We start from the raw sequence: 19,895 nt of genomic DNA on the forward strand, positions 1-19,895 counted from the left end.
ACCCCCCTGGCTCCCGCCCGCGCGACCCGGATCTCCCTCGCCGTACGCGACTCCTCCACCATGCTCCGGCGGAATCTCCTGCACGCCCGGCGCTACCCCTCCCTCACCCTGAACCTGCTGCTCACCCCGGTCATGCTGCTCCTGCTCTTCGTCTACATCTTCGGCGACACGATGAGCGCGGGCATCGGTGGCGGCGACGCGGACCGCTCCGCGTACATCGCCTACATCGTCCCGGGCCTGCTGCTGATGACCATCGGCTCCACCGTGATCGGGACCGCGGTCTCCGTCTCCAACGACATGAGCGAGGGCATCATCGCCCGGTTCCGCACGATGGCGATCCACCGCCCGTCCGTGCTCGTCGGACACGTCGTCGGCAGCGTGCTCCAGTCGATCGCGAGCGTGGTGCTCGTCGGTGCCGTCGGCGTGGCCATCGGCTTCCGCTCCACCGATGCCACCGCCCTGGAGTGGCTGGCCGCGTTCGGGCTGCTCGTGCTCTTCGCCCTGGCGCTCACCTGGATCGCGGTCGGCATGGGCCTGGTCAGCCCGAACGCCGAGGCCGCCAGCAACAACGCGCTGCCGCTGATCCTGCTGCCGCTCCTGTCCAGCGCCTTCGTCCCGGTCGACTCCATGCCCGGCTGGTTCGCACCGATCGCCGAGTACCAGCCCTTCACGCCCGCCATCGAAACCCTCCGCGGCCTGCTCCTCGGCACCGAGATCGGCCACAACGGGTGGCTCGCCGCCGCCTGGTGCCTGGGTCTCGCGGTACTCGGCTACTTCTGGTCGACCGCGACGTTCAACCGCGACCCGAAGTAACCCCCATGACAGCAGGACAGAAACCGCCCCCCACCACACCCCGTCCCGCCCCCTTCCGCCCCACCCCGCCCAGGGCGGCGTACCCCCGACACCGCGTCGGCGTACGCCGCCCTGGCGGCGTTCCCGGCCGCCCTCCGCCGGCGCGCGGGAGCGGCCCGTCCTTCACCCCCGGAAGGACGGGCCGCCCGCGTCTCCGGCCCTACTTCAGCCGGAACTCCTTCCAGGTCTTCGGGCCGACGATGCCGTCGTACGGCTTGACGTCGTACTGCTTCTGGAACCAGATCACGGCCTTCTTGGTCTTCGAGCCGAAGTGGCCGTCGACCGAGAGCTTGGGCTTGTAGTCGGTGGTCTCGTTGATCAGCGCCTGGACCTCCTTGACGGCACGGCCCTTGCTGCCGTAGCCGACCGTCTTGCTGCCCTTGTAGTAGCCGCAGTACCAGCCGATCTCGGTGTACGAGCAGCTCTTGCCCGCCGCGGTGGAGACATCGCCCGAGCCGGTGTGGACGGTGGCGGCCCTGGCGGTGCCCGCGGTGTCGGAGGTGCTCGCGGTGGCGACACCGCCGGCGGCGCCGCCCAGGAGGGCGAGGGTCGCGATGCCGATGCCGAGGGACTGGCGGGTTGTGATGAAGGCCATGAGTGGCTCCCCGTTTCTGGGTCGGTTCCTTTTCCGGTTCCGAACTCCGGATTCCGAATCCCGAGTCGGTTCGTGCGGGTTCGGTGCGGTGGACCCGCTGGGCCGGGGGCGGCGCGGAGTGGATCGGCGTGCGCCGCCTGTCGGCACCACCGACAGTGCCCGCCGACTTCCGTGCCGTGCCAGGGCTGTCGGACGGATGCCGTCCACGCGGGACGTCCCACTGTCTGACCTGCGGAGACGTGCCATGGGACGAGGCAGCGGCGGGACGGCGGGACGCTGTCAGCGGTGTCCGAAAACGTGTTTTCGGGCGGTATGGAGCGGCCGGGCGCGGGAACCGGAGCGGCTGCGTACGGCATCCTCGGTGACAACTTCGAGCAGACGACCTCGAGCAGACGACCTCGAGCGGACGGCTTCGAGCGAACGACTTCGAGCGGACGGCTTCGAGCAGACTGAACCGAGCAGACTGAACCGAGCAGGGACACGGGGGAAACATGTCTCGGTGGAAGCAGCTGCCGACCTCGCTGGACCCGCGCGTCCGGCAGCTGGTCGTGCACCTTCGCAGAGCGAAGGACCACAGCGGCCTGGGCCTGCGGGCACTGGCCTCCAGAACCGGCTACAGCCGCTCCTCGTGGGACCGCTATCTCAACGGCCGTGCACTGCCTCCGCAGCGGGCGGTGGAGGCGTTCGCCCGCGCCTGCGACATCGACCCGGCCCGGCTGCTGGCCCTCCACGAGGTCGCCGTGGAGGCGAGCGACGGTGGCGGGGCCGTTCCGGCGGCCGCCGGAACGGAGCGGACGGCGGGGCGGGACGAGGGGGCGGCGCGACCCGGTGACCGGCGGCGTCCGGTGCTCGTCCTCGCGGTGGTGGCGGCCGTGACGGCCGTCGTGGCGCTGACCGCGCTGCTGGTGGCCGAGGTGTGGGACGACGGTGGCGGGGCGCGTGACGAACGGTCCGTGTCGGCGGCGGAGGGGCCGACGGCGGGTCCGGGCGACGAGGAGGGCTCGGACAGGGGCCCGTTCGTGTTCCAGGTCGGCAAGGACTACCCCTGCGAGGTGGACCGCGACAGAAACGGCCTGCTCCGGGCCGGTTACAGCAGAACCCGTACGGCCCTGCTGGGCGTGGGATCCACGCAGTGGTCCGTCGTCGAGGCGCAGTGCCTGCTGCGGCACCACGGGTTTCCGCCGGGAATCGCCGACGGGGCCTACGGCAGCAGGACCGAGCGTGCGGTGAAGCGGCTGCAGGACAAGGCGGACATCGTCGTCGACGGGGTGATCGGCGAGGACACCTGGGAGGTGCTGCGCGGATGACGTCCGGGGACCGGCCGGTGGAGAGCGAGCGGCTGGCCGCGGCGTTGCGGGAGCTGCGCGCGGGGACGGGGCTGAGCATGGCCGCGCTGGCGGCCAAGACGCCGTACAGCAAGTCGTCCTGGGAGCGTTATCTCAACGGCAAGGCGCTGCCGCCGAGGCAGGCCGTCGTGGTCCTGTGCGAACTGGCGGGCGAGCCGCGCGCCCGGCCCCTCGCCCTGTGGGAACTGGCCGACGCGGCATGGAGCGGCCGAGCGGCCGGCGGGACGCCACCACCGGCTCCACCACCGGAACCGGTCGCACCGTCCCCGCCACCGGGCGACGCGGGTGGTCCACGCCGGCTGATCGCCGTGGTGGCGGGCGTGCCGGCCGCCCTCGGGATCGCCGTCTCGCTGCTGGTCACCGGCGCCCTCACCCCCGGTTCCGCCGACGGCACCCGCGCTCCCGGCGGGGGCGGGCCCCCGTCACCCACCGTCCGGACGACGGGCTGCCACGGCAGCAGCTGTACCGGCAAGAACCCCGAGGAGTACGGCTGCGGGGCCGCGCCCCCGCCGACCACCCTGCGCCGGCACGGCTTCCCCGGGCGGACCGTGATCAAGATCCGTCACGGCACCGTCTGCGGTGCGGTGTGGGCCCGTATCGACCTCGGGAACGTGGGCGACCGCGTCGAGATCCGCGTACCGCACCGGGCTCCGCGCCGGACCGAGGTGAAGGACGAGTACGACGCCGAGGGCTCCCTGACCACACCCATGGTCGCCGCCGGCCGCGGTGACCTGGACCGGGTGCGCGCCTGTCTGGTGCGGGGCGGGGAGCGGTACTGCTTCGGTACGGGAGGTGCGGACCGGGAGGAGTAGCGCGAGGTCGCGGTCGTCAGCGCACCGCCGGGACGGAAGCCGCGGCGGTGGGCTCGGCGGCGGTCGGCGCGCCGGGGCAGTGGTCGCTGGACCGGCCGGCCAGCCGGCCGCCGGGCTGCTCCACGGTCACGGTCACCTGCGCCGCTGCCAGATCCGGGTCCTGGCGCAGCCGCGCGGCCGCTGCCGTGCAGGCCAGCTGGTCGGTGGCGGTGTCGCTCAGTTTCCCGACGGCCTCGGGCAGTTCGATCACGACCGTCGCGCCATCGGTCCGTACGGTCGGCATCACGGTGAACGGCCGCAGCTCGGTGGCCAGTCCCTCCTCGCGCTCCTGGTCGTCCGGGCCCTTGAACAGCATGAGGAGGGCGGGCCCCGGATCGGCCGGGCTGTCCACGGTGCGGGTGACCGGGACCAGGGAACCGTTCCTGAGGAAGTAGACCAGGACGGTGTCGGCGTGCGCGGCGGGGCCCGTGACCTCCGCCGGGACGGCCGTGCCCGGTTCCAGGACACCGGTCGCGGGTTCGCCCGCCTCGACCACGCCGGTCGCGGGGATGCCGCAGGCGGAGGCGGCGAGCGCCAAGCCCGTGGCCAGCAGGAACGGGAGAGTGCGCCGGACGGCCGGTGCGGCGCACGGTGCCGCCGGGGTCACGGCAGGTCCTTCCGGCACGGCAGGTCCTTCCGTCATGGCAGGTCCTTCCTCGCGAGGTCGTGTTCCGCGTGCGCGTCGTCGTGCTCCGCCTCCGCGTCGTCGTGCCGCAGCGGGAGGACGACCGTGAAGACGGCACCGCCGCCCGGACGGTTGGCCGCCCGCACGGTGCCGCCGTGCAGGCGTACGTTCTCCGCGGTGATGGCCAGTCCGAGACCGCTGCCCTCGCTCCGGGTCCGGGCGGTGTCCGACTTGTAGAAGCGGTCGAAGACATGCGGCAGGACGCTGTCGGGGATGCCCTTCCCGCTGTCGGCGACCTCGATGACCGCCTGCCGTCCCGTCGCGTCGGTGGGGTTCCGTTCGTGTTCGTGGAGGCGCAGACGTACGGGCGGGGCGCCGTGCCGGAAGGCGTTCGCGACGAGATTCGCGACGACGACGTCGAGGCGGCGCGGGTCGGCCCGGCCGCGCAGGGCGCCGGGCTCCGGCAGGCGCGTCTCCACCGTGTCCGCCCAGCCGCGGGACGCGAGGGTGCGCCGTACGGACTCGGCGAGGTCGATGTCGTTCAGGTGGAGGGCGGCGGCGCCCGCGTCGAACCGGGAGATCTCCATCAGGTCGTCCACCAGGCCGGCCAGCTTCGTGGTCTCCTCGCTGATGAGGCGTACGGCCATGGCGGTGTCGCCGTCCAGGCGGGCGGCGTCCTCGTCCAGCACGTCGGTCACCGCCGACATCGCGGCGAGCGGGGTGCGCAGCTCGTGCGAGACGTCCGCGGCGAAGCGGCGGGCACCGGCCTCCATGCGCCGCAGTTCCGCCACGGACTCCTCCAGGGCGGCGGCGGTCTCGTTGAAGCTGCGGGAGAGCTCGGCTAGTTCGTCGGAGCCGCGGACGGTGAGCCGGGTGTCCAGGCGGCCCTCGGCGATGTCCCGGGTCGCCCGGCGCAGCGCCCTGACGGGCCGCAGCACCTGGCGCGCGGCCAGCAGGGCGAGGAGGACGGCCAGGCCGAGGGCGGGCACGGTGGCGCGTTGGGCGGCGGTGACCAGGGCGTCGACGTAACCCTGCTCCTCCCCCTGCGGCACGGTGAGGTAGACCTCGAGTCCGGACGCGTCGCGCGAGGTGGCGGTGGCGTCCGCGAAGGTGACGGGCATGCCGACGACGAGGGCGGAGCGGCCGTCACGCGACACCCGCTGGAAGACCGTGGCGCGGCGGGAGCGCACGGAGTCGCGCATCTCCGGGGACAGCTCCTCGAACGCGTCCCCGGGGGCGGACGTCGCGCTCAGGTCCCGGTAGACGGCCAGCACACGCCAGTTCTGGGACCGCCGGCCGCTCGCCACGTCGGTGGCGAACGACTGGAGGTCGGAACGGGCGGGCGGAAACCGGTAGTTGGGCACGAGGGCGTCGACCCGGTCACGGAAGCCGTCGATCACCGTGTCCTGGCTCTGCTGCAGGATCCCGGTCCGTGCCTCGCGGAAGGTCAGCGCGCCCGTGGTCACGGTGGCCACGGCGGCGACGAGGGCGAAGGCCACCACCAGCCGCACGCGCAGCCCGCTCAGCGCGCGCGGCAGCCGCGGGGTTCTCACCGGACCTCGGACCGGGTCTCGTGTCTGACCCCGAAGCGGTAGCCGAAGCCGCGCACGGTGTGGACGTACCGAGGCCGCTCCGACGACTCGCCGAGCTTGGCGCGGAGCCGTTTGACACAGGCGTCCACGAGCCGGGCGTCCCCGTGGTAGCTGTGCTCCCACACCGCTTCCAGAAGCTGCTGGCGGCTGAACACCTGCCCGGGTGAGGCGGACAGGGTGAGCAGCAGCCGGAGTTCGGAGGGGGCGAGGGCGACAGGCGTTCCCCGGTGGGTGACGGTCAGGCCGGCGCGGTCGACGGCCAGGTCACCGTAGTGCTCGGTCCGCGGTGCGCCGTGGCCGACGGGCGGACCGCCCGCGCGGCGCAGCACCGCCCGGACGCGTGCGTCCAGTACGCGGGCGCGGACGGGCTTGACCACGTAGTCGTCCGCCCCCGCCTCCAGCCCGACGACGACGTCCGCGTCGTCGCCGCGAGCGGTGGCCATGATGATCGGCACCTGTTCGTGGGTGCGGATCCGGCGGCACACCTCCAGGCCGGGCATGCCCGGCAGCATCAGATCGAGGATCACGGCGTCGGGCCGGAACGACCGCAGCTGCTCCAGTCCGTCCTCGCCCGTCGCGGCCGCGGCGACCTCGTGCCCTTGGCGCCGCAGGGCGAGTCGCAGGCCCTCCCGGACGGCGCGGTCGTCTTCGATGATCAGGACACGGGGCATGGAGGCCAGTATGCGGTGACGTGTGTGACGGTCGGCAGGCAGAGTGGCGGCTGTTACAGATTGGTCCAACAGCGGTCCAGGCACGAGCACACGCCGGGAGCACGCTGACCGGTCATGAGCGTGCACCGATCGACGTCCTCACCGGCCACCAACGCCTCCGGCACTTCCGGAGCCCATCGTCGCCGCCGTCACCGGAGACGCCGCGCCCGGAAGCCCCCGGTTCTCCGGTCCGGGCTGGCGGCCGTCGTCGTACTGCTGCTCGCGGGCGGGGTTGCCCTGATGGGACGGCCGGACGCGTCCGATCGTCCCGCGGATGCCGGCGCCGACGGGACGTCCCGCACGGCACAGGCGAAACCCGCGTCCAGTCCCTCCGCGGAGGCCGAGGGCCCGGAGAAGGAGAAGGACGAGAAGAGGAAGGACGGGACCGAGAAGGACGAGAAGGGTGAGAAGGACGAGAAGGACGAGAAGGATAAAAAGGGGAAGGGGAAGGGGAAGGACGTGGATCCCTCCTCGATCCCGTCCTCGGGTCCAGGGACGTTCACCACCGCCGAAGGCGACGACACCCGTACCGGAGGGACCGAGCGGCTGCTGAGCTACCGGGTCCAGGTCGAGGACGGCATCGGGATACCGGCGGACGAGGTCGCGGACGAGGTCGAGCGGGTCTTCGCCGACCCCCGGGGCTGGACGGCCGACGGCAAGGTCGGCTTCCGGCAGGCGTCCGGCGGCACGTCCGACTTCCGGGTACGGCTCGCCACCGCGGAGACGGTGGACCGGATCTGCGGCGAGTACGGCCTGGACACCGGCGGCGAGGTGAACTGCCGGGTGGGCCAGGACGTCATGGTCAACCTCAAGCGGTGGCTGCTGGCCACCCAGTACTACGCGGACGACGTGCCGGAGTACCGGGCGCTGATCATCAACCACGAGGTCGGGCACTTCCTCGGCCACGGCCACGAGACCTGCCCCGGAGCGGGCATGCCCGCTCCGGCGATGATGCAGCAGATCAAGGGCCTCAAGGGCTGCGAGCCCAACGCCTGGCCCTACGACGGCAACGGCCGGCGCATCACCGGTCCCAGCGTGCCGTGAGCCGTGGCCGAGGAAACGATTCTGCCTACCAGATCTCTGCCTACCAGATCGCCTCGACCCACTCCGGGTGGTCGATGAACGGGTTCCGGTTGCCCTGGTAGGTGCTGTGGATGACCTCGTTGCGGCGCTGCTCCCAGGCGTCCGGCGGATCCTCGTCGTTCCACTGCTTCAGGACGGAGAGGCGCCCGAGGTACGGGGCGCTGCCGTTGCCGACCTTGTCGTTGGCCTCCAGGTCGGGCCAGCTGTCGTCGCCCTCGTAGCGGACGGCCATGTACAGGATCATCCGGGCCACGTCGCCCTTGACGGCGTCGCGCGGCTCGAAGGAGTCGGAGTCGGTGAGGCTGCCGCCGCCATTGCTGACCGCGCTGCCGCCGTTGTCGAAATCCTTGTTGCCGCGGATGGAGTTGACCTGGACGTCCTCCGCGCGCAGGTGGTGCAGGTCGGTGCCGGGGCCGGTCGCCGTCCCGAAGTCGCCGTGGGACTTGGCCCACACGTGCTCGCGGTTCCAGTTACCGGTGTTGCCGCCGTTCAGCGACTTGCTGCGGGAGATGCCCGAGTACAGCAGCTTCACGTTGCTGCTGTTGTTCGGGTCCTGGTCGGTGACCTTCAGCGCCTCCCAGACGGCCGAGTACGAGATCTTCTTCTGGTCGCTGATGATCTCGTGCAGGGAGTCCTTGAGAGCCGTACCGGTCTTGCCGGTCGCGTCCGCGTAGTACGTGTCGTCGTACGCGGTGGTCGCCGCCGGGACGAGGGCGGTGAAGGGGACGGAGGAGGCGGGGGAGGCCGTGGTCATCGGCAGGGCGAGGCCGACGAGCAGGGCGGAGGTCAGGAGTGCCGGCGTTCTCCAGCCGCGGGCACCGTGGGGGCGGTGCACCGGGCGTATGTGCGTGTCGGGCATGGGGTGTCCGTTCTACGCGAGTTGAATGAGCGGCCAACGGGAGGAGGGTGGCATGGAAGGGTGCTGCGCTGTGTGAACGGCAGTGGACGGTCGGGTGACGGGGCCCGGCACGCCGACCCCGGTCAGTCGAGGAGACCGGTCAGTCGAGGAGGGCGGGGAACTCCTCCTCGAACACGGACAACTGCTTCCTGAAGCCGTCGAGGAAGTCCGCGGTCGCCTTGTTGTCGAAGTTCCCACGGGGGATGCCGCCGGGCGGAAGGGCACCGGGCAGCGCCTGGAAGAGCTTGGTGGCCGCCGCCGTCCGCTTGTCCTCCTTGCGGGCCACCGCCCTGTGGAGGTGCTCGCCCGCCTGCTGGAGGTGTCTGAGCAGCTCGTCCCTCGGGGTGGAGTACACCTTCTTGATGTGCTGATGCTCTTTCAGGTCACTGCTGCCCGTGCCGATGACCCGCAGCGCGTGCAGCGTCGAGTAGAGCCGCCCGCACGTGTACGCCTCGGAGTCCTGCCCGTCGCCCGCCATGGCGTCTCCTGCCCCCGTGCCGTCGGTGAACGTTCAACACACTGCCCGGCCCGAGCCGTCTCGAATCCCAGTACGACGTGCGTATGTACGACTTCCGGTCATCGGGGCCCGCGCGCCGGCCGCTCGGACTGTGCGCCCACCCTGGTGTCTCCCCTCACCGGACACGCAAGCGCACGTGGCAGAGTGGAAGAACGTGACCACTCCCCTCGGAGGTAGACCCTTACATGCGCCTGCTGCTCATCCGCCACGGCCAGACCCCTTCCAACGTCAAGCACCTTCTGGACACCGCGGAGCCGGGCCCGGCGCTGACCCCCCTGGGACAGGAGCAGGCAGCCGCGCTGCCGCAGGCGCTGGCGGCGGAGAGGATCGACGCCCTGTACGCGTCGACGCTGGTGCGCACGCAGCTCACCGCCGCACCGCTGGCCGCCGCGAAGCAGCTGGATGTCCTCGTCCGTGACGGGATCCGGGAGATCTCCGCCGGTGATCTGGAGATGCGCGGCGACGACGAAGCCGGTGAGACGTACATCACCACCGCCTTGGCCTGGTCCGCGGGGAACACCGAGCTCCGTATGCCGGGCGGGGAGAACGGCGTGGAGGCCCTCGGCCGCTTCGACGCCGTCGTCGAGGAGGCCGCGAAGAGCGGAGCGGAGACGGTGGCCATGGTCAGCCACGGCGCCGCGATACGCATGTGGGTGGCCGCGCGGGCGGAGAACGTCAGCGCGGAGTACGCGGCCGCACACATATTGCGGAACACCGGTGTCGTCGTCCTCGACGGCTCTCCCGATCGGGGCTGGCGGGTGCTCCTCTGGGAGGGCCGCCCTCTCGGACCGGAGGACGTCGTTCCCGGGACGAGTGGTCCCGCCGGAGAAGCGGTCGGTACGGGCGACGCAGACCGCTGACCGCCCGCTGATCACGATCACCTGGCTTTGCCGTTCCGGCAATCTTTCGTGACGGCGCCTCCGGGGCGCGTGCACCATCGCGGCATGACTACCCACGACCATGTCAGTGTCAGCGAAGAAGAGGCGGCCGCCATGTTCGAGCCGCCGGCCTGGGACGAGCGGTATGCGGGCCAGGAGAGGTTCTGGAGCGGCAACCCCAATCCGCAGCTCGTCGCCGTGGCCTCCGGGCTGACCCCTGGTACCGCGCTCGATGTCGGCTGCGGCGAGGGCGGTGACGTGATCTGGCTGGCGGGCCAGGGCTGGACGGTCACCGGCGCCGACTTCTCCGCCAACGGCCTGGCCCGCGCCGCCCGGCACGCCGAGGAGGCAGGGGTCGCCGACCGCGTCGACTGGTGGCAGGTCGACGCCCGGGCCTTCGCGGCGGACGGCCGCTCGTACGACCTGGTGACCAGCCACTACCTGCACGCGCCGGACGGCGGAATGGTGGAGGTGACCCGCCGGCTCACCGATGCGGTGGCCCCCGGCGGTCACCTGCTCGTGGTCGGCCACGCGCCGTCCGGGGAGTTCACCCGGATGTCCGCGGCCCACCGCAAGGCGATGTTCCTCGCCGAGGACCTGCTGCCCGGCCTGCCGGACGACTTCGAGGTCCTCGTGGCCGAGCAGCGGCAGCGGGTGCTGCAGCGCGAAGGGGGTCCGGTCGAGGCCGAGGACTCCACGCTGCTGGCTCGCCGCCGCGAGGCCTCCTAGTCGGGGAGGTCGCCGTTCTTGAGGGCGGCGACGAACGACGACCAAGGGGCTGCCGTGAAGAGCAGGGCGGGGCCGTCCGGGATCTTGGAGTCCCGGACGGGGACCCCTGCGGGGTGGCTGTCCAGGACTTCGAGGCAGCTGCCGCCTTCGGAGCCGCTGTACGACGACTTGCGCCACCTGGTGGGTTTAGTCACGGCGCTCGTACTCCTTCACTGTCGCCTTCAGCATGGCGCGAGACCCTTCAGCTTGCTCGCCGTCCGGGCTAGGCAGGGAAACCGCCCTTTTTGACAGCAGTAACGAAGGACGACCAAGGCCCTGCGGCGAAGAGCAGCACTGGGCCGTCCGGAAGCTTTGAGTCCCGAACGGGGACGCCGGAAAGGTGGCCGTCAAGAACTTCCAGGCAACTCCCACCTTGGTCGTTGCTGTGGGAGGACTTTCGCCAGCCCTTCAGCGCCGCGGCGTTCGGTATGTCAGTCATGGCGTTGGTAATCCCTTGCTGTCGCCCTGAGTAGAGCCAATGTTTCCTTGTGTGGCAGCGCGTTCGCCAGAGCGAGGGCGTAGCGATGTTGGAGTTCCTGGACCACGGATGGGGCGTCGTGAACCTTCCCCATGTACAGGCCCTCGCCGTAGACCGCGGGTGGCTGGTCCTCGAACCACATCAGCGTGAGCATGTTGCTCAGGAGAGGGTGGAACCCCAGAGCGAACGGCATCACGTACACCTGGACCCTGCCGCTCTCCGCGAGGTGTACGAGATGGTCGATCTGCTCCGCCATGACGTGCGGCCCGCCGATTGGACGGCGTAGCACTGCCTCGTCGAGCAGTGCCCACACTACGGGAGTGACCGGATCGTCGAGGATCTTCGCGCGTTCAAGCCGTGTGACAAGGCGCCTGTCACATTCCTCTTCACTCACAGGGGGGAAGGTCGTACCCAGAATCGCACGCGCGTACCTTTCCGTCTGCAGGATGCCGGGGACGAGACACGGAGCGAACTCCTGGATCATCACCGCCTGTTGCTCGAGCTGCCGCGCCGTCTCGAAGTAGTCGGCCACTGCCGTGTTTTCCTGCGGGAGGAAGCTGCTCAGCACGTTCCCGGTGTTCAGGACCGTGTCCAGCCGCTGCGCGTCCTCCTTGGACGGGATCCGGCGGCCCGTCTCGATGTGCCCGATGAGTGAGCGACTCATGATCGCGGCGTCGGCCAGTTGTTGCTGCGTCAGTCCCGCTGCCTCGCGCCGCTCCTTGAGCCAGTCGCCGTAGACGTTGCCCAACCCGTCAACCCCCTTGCTACAACCGCCCCGTATCAACATCCCTCTGGCGAGCCTAGCCACAGCGACATCACTCTGTGAGTGGATCGCTACACAAAGCGACACCCCCGCGACCGAGCGACCGGTCCGGGGGCATGGCCATCAACGAATCCAAGGGAGTTGACGACATGAGTGACCGTATCGCCTGGCTCGTCGAGCCGCTGCTACGGCTTCTGTTCCCCGGCCGTGGACGGCACCGACGAGTGGCCACCCCGCCCCTCGCCCGGCAGACCGGCCTGCCGACCACCCGGCAGGCCGGCTCCCGCCCCCTTCGGGGCGAGGACAACCACCTGGTCCGGCCCTACCTCGTAGCGCACGAGCGGCGCGAAGAAGCACGGCGGCAGCGAGCCCGGCGCCGTGCGCTGTGGCTCGCCGTGCACGGGATCGACATCGGGCCGCGCGTCATCCACGGAGTGGAGGTGACGGTGTGAGCGACGACTGCGTCGAGAGCCCGCGCCTGCTGCCCTGGGCCGGCCCGGAGGGCAGGCGCTGCTACCTCATCAGCGACGGAACCGGTCATCTCTCGCAGGTGGCCGACACGATGGAGACCGTGCAGCTGGGGATGGCGGACGACCTCCTCGGTCACGCCGCCGACATGCTCGCCGACCGCCGTGCGACCCCCGCGCAGCTGCGCTACCTGCTGGCGCGCATGCGCGAGGCGCTGACCGACGTGCACCGGATCGCGGAGAGCCGGGGAGCTCGGCTCGTGGTCGCCGCCGACCCGGGAGACTGACCGGTTTCCGCTTCGGGACGTATGCGGCGCGGAATTCGCGTACAACTCCCGGTCGCCGCTGTGAGTCGATGGAGGCGAGCACGACGGGAGCGTGCTCCTGCCGGTTCCGGTTGCGGGTCCGGCAGTCCCTGGGGAGGGGGAACCTTCATGACTCACCGTAGATTCACATCCGGTCGTACACGCCTGGCCGTCGCCGCCGGGCTGCTCATACCGTCCGTAGCCGTCGCGGCGCCCGCGGCGGCGTCGCCCCTGCCGCCCGGGGGAGGCGGCTCCGCGCCGCAGGTGTACTGCACGTCCGGCCAGGCGGGCCTGGCCCCGACGCTGCGCCGGGACATCACCGCCGCGCTCGCGCACCGCAAGGGCACCATCGCGCTCGGCCTGTACGACCGGATGACCGGCACCACCTGCAGCCTGCGCGGCAGCACCCCCTTCGACTCCGCCAGCGTGGTGAAGGTGACGGTGCTCGCGGCGCTCCTGTGGGACGCGCAGAACCACGGCCGTGAACTCACCCGGCGCGAGGAGCAGCTCGCCACCGCCATGATCACCAAGTCGGACAACGCGGCCACCAGCACACTGTGGCGGCAGCTGGGGATGACGAAGATCAAGGGCTTCCTGAAAGCCGCCGGAATGACGCAGACCAGGCCCGGTGCGAACGGCTACTGGGGACTCACGCAGATCACCGTCCAGGACGAGCAGAAGCTGCTCGCGCTGGTCACGGCCTCGAACACCGTCCTGCGCTCCGACTCCCGCGCGTACATCCTCGAGCTGATGGGCGAGGTCGTCGCCTCGCAGCGCTGGGGCACCCCCGCCGGAGCGCCCTCCAACGTCTCGGTGCACGTCAAGAACGGCTGGCTGTCCCGATCGACGTACGGCTGGCGCGTCCACAGCATCGGCGCTTTCAAGGGCGCCGGGCACGACTACACGATCACCGTCCTGACACACGGCAACAGCACCATGAACTACGGCGTCGCCACCATCCAGGGCATAGCCAGGGCCATCCACAAGGACCTCGTACCGGTCACCTCCGGCGCGAGCGCGAAACGGTACGTGCCCACGGACAAGCCGAAGGAGGCGTCGGTACCGGTGCCGCCCGGAAAGTGAAGTCCCGGGCGTTCACGGCAAGTCCACCCCCGTACCACCTCGCCCGGCCTACGGTGACGGCATGCGCCTGAGAACCCTTCTCGCGACCCTCACCGCCGGCCTCACGGCGGCCACCACGCTCACGGTCGCCGTACCCGCTCACGCGGGTGACTCCCGTACTGCCAGGGCCTGTTCACCCGCCGTCTCCATCGCCGGCTTCTCCGACGTCCTCGACAAGACGACGTACGACGGCACGTACGTCGGCAACTTCTCCGGTCTCGCCGTGGACCGCGACGGTTCCCTCGTCGCGGTCTCCGACCGGTCCGCCCTGTTCACGCTGGACCGCCAGACCCTCCGGCCCACCGGCGTCGTCCCGCTCGCCGACGGCGGCGGGGCCGCGCTGGACTCGGAGGGCCTGGTCGTCGACCGCGACGGTGCGCGGCTGATCAGCGACGAGACCAAGCCCGCCGTACGTCGTCACGCCCGCGACGGCCGCGTCCTGGACGAGCTGCCCGTGCCGGACGGGCTCCGGGTGGCTCCGGCCGGGCGCGCCACCCCGAACGGCACCTTCGAGGGCCTGACCATGCTGCCCGGCGGACGCACCCTGCTGGCCTCGATGGAGTACGCGCTCTCCGGTGACAGCGGCGACATCGTCCGCTTCCAGACCTGGCAGCGGCAGGGGACGAAGCGCGGCGGACAGTTCCGGCTCTCCGCCCAGTACGCCTACCGCACCGACCCCGGCCTCGGCGTCCCCGAGGTCACGGCGACCCCGGACGGCCGCCTCCTCGTCCTGGAGCGCGGCTTCACCGCGGGCGTCGGCAACACGGTCCGCCTCTACCTGGCCGACCCGAAGCACGCGACGGACACCAGCGGCATCGACACCCTCACCGGACAGCGCGGCGTACGGCTGATCAGGAAGAGCCTCCTCGCAGACCTCGTGGACTGCCCGTCCCTGGGCGCCACCGCCAAGCAGCCCCAGCCCAACCCGCTCCTCGACAACATCGAGGCCATGACGGTCACGGGCAGCACGAAGGGCCGCCTGAACGTTCTCCTGGCCAGCGACGACAACCAGAACGCGGCCCAGACCACCCGCTTCTACGCCCTGCGGGTGCGGACGGGCCGGTGACGCACCGTGGACATGCGTCCGGCTGGGCTCAGGGCTCGCGCAGGGCGTACGTGAGGCCGTCGGCGATGCTGGTCTGAAGGCCCTTGCGGAAGGCCGCCTCGTACGCGCCGTCCCCGATGGCTTCCCGCGCCTGGTGCTCGCAGGCGGCGCGGGCGGCGACGAGTTCGGGCACGCCAATCTGGGAGCGGCCAAGAGTGTTCCAGACCTGCTGGGCCGTGCCGAGCAGCCGGGCCGCCCGTTCTCCGTGGCCGCTGTCCGCGGCCACCGAGGCCAGCAGGTCGAGGGCCATGCTGATGCCGAGGCTGTCGTGGAGCAGGGCCTTGCCCTCCAGGGCGGCTCGGGCGTGCACGTCGGCCTCCTCCGGCCGGCCGAGTCCGCGCGCCGCCAGTCCGTGGACGTAGTCGGCCCAGGCCCTGGCCCACCGCTCACCCCGTTGGTCGCACTCCGCGCGCACGGCGTCGGCCACCGCGGCGGCGTCCGCGAACTCCCCCATCAAGGCGTGGACGAACGCGCGGGCCGCCCGCAGCACGAGGCGTGCCCCGGCATACTCTCCGTCGTGATCCTGGGGAAATGGCGCTGCGTCATACGCCGCGGCGGCCTCCGTGTGCTGTCCGCGCAGTACCAGGACGGTGCCGTCGAGGTGGGCCGCGGCAGTCAGCATGGCGGGGGTGCCCGCCGCCTCGGCGTCCGCGCGGAACACCTTCCCCAGCCGAGCGGCCGCGTCGTCGTCGCCCTGGACGAGGGCGGCCGCACCGCATGCCCACACCGCCTTGCTGCGAGCCGGCCCCGGCTCCGGCCACCGGGCCAGGATCTGGTCCAGGTAGTGGCGGCCCTCCCGCGCGTATCCGCAGGCGTACCAGAAGAACCACAGCGCCCCGCCCAGCTCCAGCGCGACCTGCCCCTCGTCCTCGGTCAGGCAGAAGTCCAGGGCGGTGCGGAAGTTGGCATGCTCGACGACCGTGCGCACGTACCAGGCCACCTGACCGGGGCCGCCCCAGGCGGCATCGGCCCGCCGGGCCAGATCCAGGAAGTGGTCGCGGTGACGGCGGGCGGTGGCCTGCTCCTCGCCCAGCCCGGCCAGCCACTGCCCGCCGAACTCGCGCACCGTGTCCAGCACCGTGTACCGCACCAACCCCGTCATGTACGCCCGCCGCTGCAGCAGCGACTTGCCCACCAGACTGTCCAGCAGCCGCGGCACGTCCGCGGCGGCCAGCGGCCCGCCCGCGCACACCGCCCGCGCCGCCTCCTGGTCGAAGCCGCCCGCGAAGACCGCCAGCCGCGCCCACAGCAGCCGCTCCAGCGGCGCACACAGCTCGTGGCTCCAGCCGATGGTGGTGCGCAGCGCCTGGTGCCGCGGCTCGCCGTCGCCGTACGCGTCGGGGTCGGCGGCGAGCACCTCGAAGCGGGCCTTCAGGTGGGCGCGGAGCTGGGTGAGGGTCAGCTCGGGCAGCCGGGCCGCGGCCAGCTCGACCGCCAGGGGGATGCCCTCCAAGCGGGCGCAGATCTCCGCCACCACCGCGTGAGCCGCGGTGTCGGCGGCCCGGCCGGGCGCGGTGTCGGCGGCCCGCTGGAGGAACAGCGCGACCGCGTCCTGCCCGTCCTCCGCATCGGCCGGCCAGCGGTCCTGTCCGGCAACGGGCAGCGGGGGCACCGCCACCAGGTGTTCGCCCCGGGTGCCCAGCGGCTGCCGGCTGGTGGCCAGGATGCGCAGCTCCGGCGCGGCGGTCAGCAGATTTCCGACCAGGTGGGCGCAGGCGGGGGCGAGGTGCTCGCAGCAGTCCAGGAGGAGCAGCAGGTGCTTGTCGGCCAGCCACTCGCACACCACCTCGGTGGCCGGGCGAGTGGTCTGGTCCGCCAGCCGCAGCGCCTCCATGACCGTCAGAGCGAGCAACTCGCTGTCGCACCGCTCGGTGCGGGGCAGCGAAGAGAGCTCCACCAGCCACACCCCGTCGGGAAAGGCAGCCCGCGCCTCGCGGGCGGCGCGCAGCGCGAGCCGGGTCTTGCCCACCCCGCCCACCCCGGTCAGCGTCACCAGCCGGGCCTCCTCCAGCGCGCAGCCGGCCTCGATCAGCTCGGCCCGGCGGCCGACGAAGCTCGTGGTCTCCTCCGGCACATCACCTGCCGGCCAGCCCGTCCGGTAGAACTCCACCCCGGCCGCCTCCCCTTCGCTTCGGCTCCCAGCCGGCCCGCGCATCAGCGACGGCGCCCATCCCCAGGGGAGCCCAGCCTGGCCGGGCGGCATGACGGGGCGGGTGGGATGCGCGAAACCGCCGCGCGCCGCCTGCCGACAGGACGAGGATGGTCAGAATGCCGTCGGTGCCCGGCACAGACCCCGGACGCCCACCTCGGGTGCGCGGCGCGCGGAACGTCATGCCCAGGCGCCGCACGAGTGATACGTCGGGATGGGCCTTTGGCGGATGCCGGCGAGAATCCTGCCGTGTGCGTGGTCCGCCGACGGCAGGCGGTGGCAGGCGGCAGAGCGCGCCTGCGAGACCGTGCCGGACGAGCCGGACGGCAACACCCGTATCCGTACCCGTACCGGTCCGCACCACTGTGCGCATTCAGACGGCGGGCCAAGCGAACAGAGCGCAGTGACAGCGCGGAGCGCACTGACTGAGCTGAGTGACGCGATGGGGGTCGGTCAGTGCGTCGCGGCAAGCCGGCGCCGGTAACGCACTCCGGGGCGCCCGCCGATGCTGATGTCCTCCGCCGCGGTGAACCCGTTGCGCAGAAGCACGGTCTGGGAAGCCCCGTTGTCCAGGGTGGTGATGGCGGTGAGTGCGGACAGCCGGTACGCCGTGGCGGCCAGACGGCAGACCTCCCGTACCGCCGCCGTCGCCGTCCCCCGGCCCGCCGCGCGCTCGCCGATCCGGTAGCCGAGCTCGGCGGCCCCCGCCTCGACGTCCACCAGATTGACGCGGCCCGTCAGCTCGCCGTCCCCGTCCAGGACGACATGGAAGTGGCACACACCGGCGTCCTGCTCGTCGAGCAGCGCACGATGACGGGCGGCGAACTCGGCGAAGTACGCGTCCCCGCGGTCAGGAATCGACCGTGCGAAGTACTCGCGGTTCTCCCGCTCGAAGGCCAGCAGGGCATCCGCGTGGTCGGCCCGGAGCCGTTCCAGCCTCAACATGCCGGGAAGCATACGTACCGATGACCACACCCGACAGGAGTCCGGGCGGGCGGCTACAAGGCGTCGAACGGGGGCACGATACGGACGATGACGATCAGCGGATCGCGCGGTGCCACCAGGAAGTAGAACCAGCCGCCGGCAGCGTCCATGCGGCGCAGGCCGCCCGGTCTGGGGCCGTTGCCGAGGTCGCTGACGTCGATGCCAGTACTGGCGAGGTCGACCAGTTGGCCGACCAGACGTTCCACTTCCGCCACCACGTGAAAGGGGACGCCGCCCGCCACGTGGTCGTGGTCGGGGTCGTACTCCCAGCGCCAGTCCGTGCTCACCGGGTCGGGAGGCCGACGGCCGAGTGGGCTTCGTCCAGGATGCGTCCGATCTCGGAGGCGGCCCGCCGTGCCTGAGCGGCGTCGCCCGTCTCGGCGCTGTCCTCCCAGCGGCGGAGGTCCGCCGCCAGGTCGGGCTGGCGCTGGATGTGGACATAGACGGCCCACTGGGCGATGAACCGCTGGAGCGGTGCCAGGTCGGACCCCTGCCGGGACTGGTCGGCGGCCTGGTCCAGCTCCCGGGTGAAGGCCGGTAGTGCCGCGGGGGCGATCTGGCTGATGGCCTGCCGCAGCGCGGCAACCGTGGCAGGGGGCTGGGGGATGAGCGGCGGTCGCCCAGCGGCCGAGGTGGTCATGGCTACTCCCATGGGCGCGATTCTGATCCCACGCGTCAGCCTATCGAGCAGGAGTGCCTTCCCACCGCTCGAACGAGTGAGGGAGGAGTGATTCGGCTACCCGCCCGGTCCGGCTCGAGGTGGGCGTCGCGCCGCCGGGTTGACCTGAAGCGCGCTTGAGGTTGCAGCGTGGACATGTGCCGGGGGTGTGGAGCCACGGCAGACCGAAGACCACGAGAACCACGGAGACCTTGTGATCATCATTACCGGTGTGACGGGACATGTGGGGCGCGCTCTGGCGGCCCGGCTCGTCGCCGAGGGGCAGGCCGTGCGGGGGCTCACCCGGGATCCGGCACGGGTGGAGCTGCCGGCCGGTGTGGAGCCCGTCCGGGCGGATTTCCCGCGCTCGGGCGGGCCGGCCGAACTGGAGCAGCTCTTCGCCGGAGCCACGAAACTCTTCCTCAACCTGGCGGGCGTCGGCAACGCCACCGAGGACGTCCTGGCGGCGGCCGAACGGGCCGGTGTGCGGCGCGTGGTGATGCTCTCCTCGGGAGCGATCCTCGACGAGGACGCGGAACAGCAGAGCGCCATCGCGGCGTGGCACCTCGCGGCCGAGCGGGCCGTGCGGGCCACCGCCGCCGAGTGGGTCATGCTGCGGCCCAACGCCTTCGCCACCAACTCCCTCCACTACGCGCCGCAGATCCGCGCCGGTGACCTGGTCCGGGCTCCGCACGGCGACGCGGTCATGGCGCCCATCCATGAGGACGACATCGCCGCCGTCGCCGCGTGTGCCCTGCTGGACGACGGACACCACGGCCGCGTGTACCGCCTCACCGGACCGGCGGCGATCACGACGGCCGAGCAGGTCGAGGCCATAGGGGCGGCTCTCGGCCGGTCACTGCGGTTCACCGAGATCACGGCGCGGGAGGCCGCGGCGGAGCTGTACGCCGACATGCCGCAGGGGATCGTGGAGGCGATGCTCGGTGCGTTCGCCGCGTCGGTGGGTACGCGGCCCGAGATCACCACGACCGTGCGGGACGTCACCGGCGTCCCGGCCCGCACGTTCGGCCAGTGGGCGGCGGACCACGTGGCCGACTTCCGGTGAGCGCCGTCACAAGGCGCCGTCACGACGTCCGGCCCGGAATGTTGCGGCGGGATGAAATCCCGCCCCGCCCGCGTTGGTGCCTT

At 71.7% G+C, this 19,895-nt stretch carries 24 protein-coding genes; 11 read left to right on the plus strand and 13 right to left on the minus strand.

The window, feature by feature from the left end:
* Positions 1-6: 6 nt before the first annotated feature.
* Entirely contained in the window at positions 7-813 is an 807-nt protein-coding gene (locus IE242_RS20330; protein WP_229859229.1) for an ABC transporter permease, read from the plus strand.
* Positions 814-1,012: 199 nt separating this feature from the next.
* Here the strand turns inward: IE242_RS20330 and IE242_RS20335 are convergent, their stop codons facing one another.
* Positions 1,013-1,447 carry a peptidoglycan-binding domain-containing protein gene (locus tag IE242_RS20335; RefSeq protein ID WP_189861301.1) on the minus strand — a complete coding sequence of 145 codons (435 nt, stop codon included), beginning with the start codon at positions 1,445-1,447 and terminating at the stop codon, positions 1,013-1,015.
* A gap of 491 nt (positions 1,448-1,938) precedes the next feature.
* On the opposite strand from IE242_RS20335, the gene IE242_RS20340 reads away from it, so the two are divergent.
* Positions 1,939-2,754, plus strand: coding sequence for a helix-turn-helix domain-containing protein (locus IE242_RS20340; RefSeq protein WP_189861303.1), 816 nt, complete (start codon positions 1,939-1,941; stop codon positions 2,752-2,754).
* Entirely contained in the window at positions 2,751-3,605 is an 855-nt protein-coding gene (locus tag IE242_RS20345) for a helix-turn-helix domain-containing protein (protein WP_189861305.1), read from the plus strand. The genes IE242_RS20340 and IE242_RS20345 overlap by 4 nt, the downstream gene beginning before the upstream one ends.
* 16 nt (positions 3,606-3,621) lie before the next feature.
* Here the strand turns inward: IE242_RS20345 and IE242_RS20350 are convergent, their stop codons facing one another.
* From IE242_RS20350 to IE242_RS20360, 3 genes are read right to left on the minus strand one after another with little or no spacing between them, the layout of a single operon-like run.
* Positions 3,622-4,287 carry a hypothetical protein gene (locus IE242_RS20350; protein WP_189861307.1) on the minus strand — a complete coding sequence of 222 codons (666 nt, stop codon included), beginning with the start codon at positions 4,285-4,287 and terminating at the stop codon, positions 3,622-3,624.
* Positions 4,284-5,822 (minus strand): ATP-binding protein, encoded by a 1,539-nt coding sequence (locus IE242_RS20355; protein WP_229859183.1) that lies wholly within the window; start codon positions 5,820-5,822, stop codon positions 4,284-4,286. Before IE242_RS20355 ends, IE242_RS20350 begins: the two co-directional genes overlap by 4 nt.
* A complete protein-coding gene (locus IE242_RS20360; protein ID WP_189861309.1) occupies positions 5,819-6,532 on the minus strand; it encodes a response regulator in 714 nt (237 codons plus the stop codon). The genes IE242_RS20355 and IE242_RS20360 overlap by 4 nt, the downstream gene beginning before the upstream one ends.
* Before the next feature lie 114 nt (positions 6,533-6,646).
* Here IE242_RS20360 and IE242_RS20365 point away from each other — a divergent pair, with 114 nt between their 5' ends.
* Positions 6,647-7,615, plus strand: a complete 969-nt coding sequence (locus IE242_RS20365) for a DUF3152 domain-containing protein (RefSeq protein ID WP_189861311.1) — start codon at positions 6,647-6,649, stop codon at positions 7,613-7,615.
* Positions 7,616-7,655: 40 nt separating this feature from the next.
* Here IE242_RS20365 and IE242_RS20370 read toward each other — a convergent pair whose 3' ends face one another.
* Together IE242_RS20370 and IE242_RS20375 are read right to left on the minus strand one after the other, a co-directional pair.
* Positions 7,656-8,513 carry an endonuclease I family protein gene (locus IE242_RS20370; protein ID WP_189861313.1) on the minus strand — a complete coding sequence of 286 codons (858 nt, stop codon included), beginning with the start codon at positions 8,511-8,513 and terminating at the stop codon, positions 7,656-7,658.
* A 139-nt stretch (positions 8,514-8,652) separates the two neighbouring features.
* Positions 8,653-9,030 (minus strand): hypothetical protein, encoded by a 378-nt coding sequence (locus IE242_RS20375; RefSeq protein ID WP_189861314.1) that lies wholly within the window; start codon positions 9,028-9,030, stop codon positions 8,653-8,655.
* Positions 9,031-9,254: 224 nt separating this feature from the next.
* On the opposite strand from IE242_RS20375, the gene IE242_RS20380 reads away from it, so the two are divergent.
* Both IE242_RS20380 and IE242_RS20385 read left to right on the plus strand, forming a co-directional pair.
* Positions 9,255-9,929 carry a histidine phosphatase family protein gene (locus IE242_RS20380; RefSeq protein ID WP_189861316.1) on the plus strand — a complete coding sequence of 225 codons (675 nt, stop codon included), beginning with the start codon at positions 9,255-9,257 and terminating at the stop codon, positions 9,927-9,929.
* Between the two features lie 84 nt (positions 9,930-10,013).
* Entirely contained in the window at positions 10,014-10,676 is a 663-nt protein-coding gene (locus tag IE242_RS20385; RefSeq protein WP_189861318.1) for a class I SAM-dependent methyltransferase, read from the plus strand.
* Here IE242_RS20385 and IE242_RS20390 read toward each other — a convergent pair.
* From IE242_RS20390 to IE242_RS20400, 3 genes are all read right to left on the minus strand, one after another.
* Entirely contained in the window at positions 10,673-10,870 is a 198-nt protein-coding gene (locus tag IE242_RS20390) for a DUF397 domain-containing protein (RefSeq protein WP_189861320.1), read from the minus strand. The genes IE242_RS20385 and IE242_RS20390 overlap by 4 nt on opposite strands.
* A 68-nt stretch (positions 10,871-10,938) precedes the next feature.
* Positions 10,939-11,154 carry a DUF397 domain-containing protein gene (locus IE242_RS20395; RefSeq protein WP_189861322.1) on the minus strand — a complete coding sequence of 72 codons (216 nt, stop codon included), beginning with the start codon at positions 11,152-11,154 and terminating at the stop codon, positions 10,939-10,941.
* Positions 11,147-11,941, minus strand: coding sequence for a helix-turn-helix domain-containing protein (locus tag IE242_RS20400; RefSeq protein ID WP_189861324.1), 795 nt, complete (start codon positions 11,939-11,941; stop codon positions 11,147-11,149). The genes IE242_RS20395 and IE242_RS20400 overlap by 8 nt, the downstream gene beginning before the upstream one ends.
* 164 nt (positions 11,942-12,105) lie before the next feature.
* Here IE242_RS20400 and IE242_RS20405 point away from each other — a divergent pair, with 164 nt between their 5' ends.
* The 4 genes from IE242_RS20405 (at position 12,106) to IE242_RS20420 (ending at position 14,916) form a co-directional block, all read left to right on the plus strand.
* A complete protein-coding gene (locus tag IE242_RS20405; protein ID WP_189861325.1) occupies positions 12,106-12,408 on the plus strand; it encodes a hypothetical protein in 303 nt (100 codons plus the stop codon).
* Positions 12,405-12,710, plus strand: a complete 306-nt coding sequence (locus IE242_RS20410; protein ID WP_189861327.1) for a hypothetical protein — start codon at positions 12,405-12,407, stop codon at positions 12,708-12,710. The genes IE242_RS20405 and IE242_RS20410 overlap by 4 nt, the downstream gene beginning before the upstream one ends.
* 147 nt (positions 12,711-12,857) lie before the next feature.
* On the plus strand, positions 12,858-13,811 hold the full coding sequence (locus tag IE242_RS20415; protein WP_189861329.1) for a serine hydrolase: 954 nt from the start codon (positions 12,858-12,860) through the stop codon (positions 13,809-13,811).
* Positions 13,812-13,872: 61 nt separating this feature from the next.
* A complete protein-coding gene (locus IE242_RS20420) occupies positions 13,873-14,916 on the plus strand; it encodes an esterase-like activity of phytase family protein (RefSeq protein ID WP_189861331.1) in 1,044 nt (347 codons plus the stop codon).
* Positions 14,917-14,944: 28 nt separating this feature from the next.
* Here IE242_RS20420 and IE242_RS20425 read toward each other — a convergent pair whose 3' ends face one another.
* From IE242_RS20425 to IE242_RS20440, 4 genes are all read right to left on the minus strand, one after another.
* The gene (locus IE242_RS20425) at positions 14,945-17,065 is read right to left on the minus strand and encodes an ATP-binding protein (protein WP_189861332.1); all 2,121 of its coding nucleotides are present in this window, start codon (positions 17,063-17,065) and stop codon (positions 14,945-14,947) included.
* A 492-nt stretch (positions 17,066-17,557) separates the two neighbouring features.
* Entirely contained in the window at positions 17,558-18,049 is a 492-nt protein-coding gene (locus tag IE242_RS20430; protein ID WP_189861333.1) for a GNAT family N-acetyltransferase, read from the minus strand.
* Between the two features lie 53 nt (positions 18,050-18,102).
* Positions 18,103-18,375, minus strand: a complete 273-nt coding sequence (locus IE242_RS20435; RefSeq protein WP_189861335.1) for a hypothetical protein — start codon at positions 18,373-18,375, stop codon at positions 18,103-18,105.
* Complete coding sequence (locus tag IE242_RS20440; RefSeq protein WP_189861791.1) at positions 18,372-18,728, minus strand: DUF6247 family protein; 357 nt, start codon at positions 18,726-18,728, stop codon at positions 18,372-18,374. Before IE242_RS20440 ends, IE242_RS20435 begins: the two co-directional genes overlap by 4 nt.
* Positions 18,729-18,960: 232 nt before the next feature.
* Between IE242_RS20440 and IE242_RS20445 the strand changes: the two genes are divergently transcribed.
* A complete protein-coding gene (locus IE242_RS20445; protein WP_189861337.1) occupies positions 18,961-19,812 on the plus strand; it encodes an NAD(P)H-binding protein in 852 nt (283 codons plus the stop codon).
* Positions 19,813-19,895: the final 83 nt, after the last annotated feature.

It is taken from the genome of Streptomyces poonensis (assembly GCF_014650915.1).
In the GTDB taxonomy this organism is placed as follows: domain Bacteria; phylum Actinomycetota; class Actinomycetes; order Streptomycetales; family Streptomycetaceae; genus Streptomyces; species Streptomyces poonensis.

Coding starts and splice junctions, on each gene's coding strand:
- IE242_RS20335 (WP_189861301.1), bottom strand. CDS start 1,447: ATGGCCTTCATCACAACCCGCCAGTCCCTCGGCATCGGCATCGCGACC.
- IE242_RS20340 (WP_189861303.1), top strand. CDS start 1,939: ATGTCTCGGTGGAAGCAGCTGCCGACCTCGCTGGACCCGCGCGTCCGG.
- IE242_RS20345 (WP_189861305.1), top strand. CDS start 2,751: ATGACGTCCGGGGACCGGCCGGTGGAGAGCGAGCGGCTGGCCGCGGCG.
- IE242_RS20350 (WP_189861307.1), bottom strand. CDS start 4,287: ATGACGGAAGGACCTGCCGTGCCGGAAGGACCTGCCGTGACCCCGGCG.
- IE242_RS20360 (WP_189861309.1), bottom strand. CDS start 6,532: ATGCCCCGTGTCCTGATCATCGAAGACGACCGCGCCGTCCGGGAGGGC.
- IE242_RS20365 (WP_189861311.1), top strand. CDS start 6,647: ATGAGCGTGCACCGATCGACGTCCTCACCGGCCACCAACGCCTCCGGC.
- IE242_RS20370 (WP_189861313.1), bottom strand. CDS start 8,513: ATGCCCGACACGCACATACGCCCGGTGCACCGCCCCCACGGTGCCCGC.
- IE242_RS20375 (WP_189861314.1), bottom strand. CDS start 9,030: ATGGCGGGCGACGGGCAGGACTCCGAGGCGTACACGTGCGGGCGGCTC.
- IE242_RS20380 (WP_189861316.1), top strand. CDS start 9,255: ATGCGCCTGCTGCTCATCCGCCACGGCCAGACCCCTTCCAACGTCAAG.
- IE242_RS20385 (WP_189861318.1), top strand. CDS start 10,014: ATGACTACCCACGACCATGTCAGTGTCAGCGAAGAAGAGGCGGCCGCC.
- IE242_RS20395 (WP_189861322.1), bottom strand. CDS start 11,154: ATGACTGACATACCGAACGCCGCGGCGCTGAAGGGCTGGCGAAAGTCC.
- IE242_RS20405 (WP_189861325.1), top strand. CDS start 12,106: ATGAGTGACCGTATCGCCTGGCTCGTCGAGCCGCTGCTACGGCTTCTG.
- IE242_RS20415 (WP_189861329.1), top strand. CDS start 12,858: ATGACTCACCGTAGATTCACATCCGGTCGTACACGCCTGGCCGTCGCC.
- IE242_RS20420 (WP_189861331.1), top strand. CDS start 13,873: ATGCGCCTGAGAACCCTTCTCGCGACCCTCACCGCCGGCCTCACGGCG.
- IE242_RS20430 (WP_189861333.1), bottom strand. CDS start 18,049: ATGTTGAGGCTGGAACGGCTCCGGGCCGACCACGCGGATGCCCTGCTG.
- IE242_RS20440 (WP_189861791.1), bottom strand. CDS start 18,728: ATGACCACCTCGGCCGCTGGGCGACCGCCGCTCATCCCCCAGCCCCCT.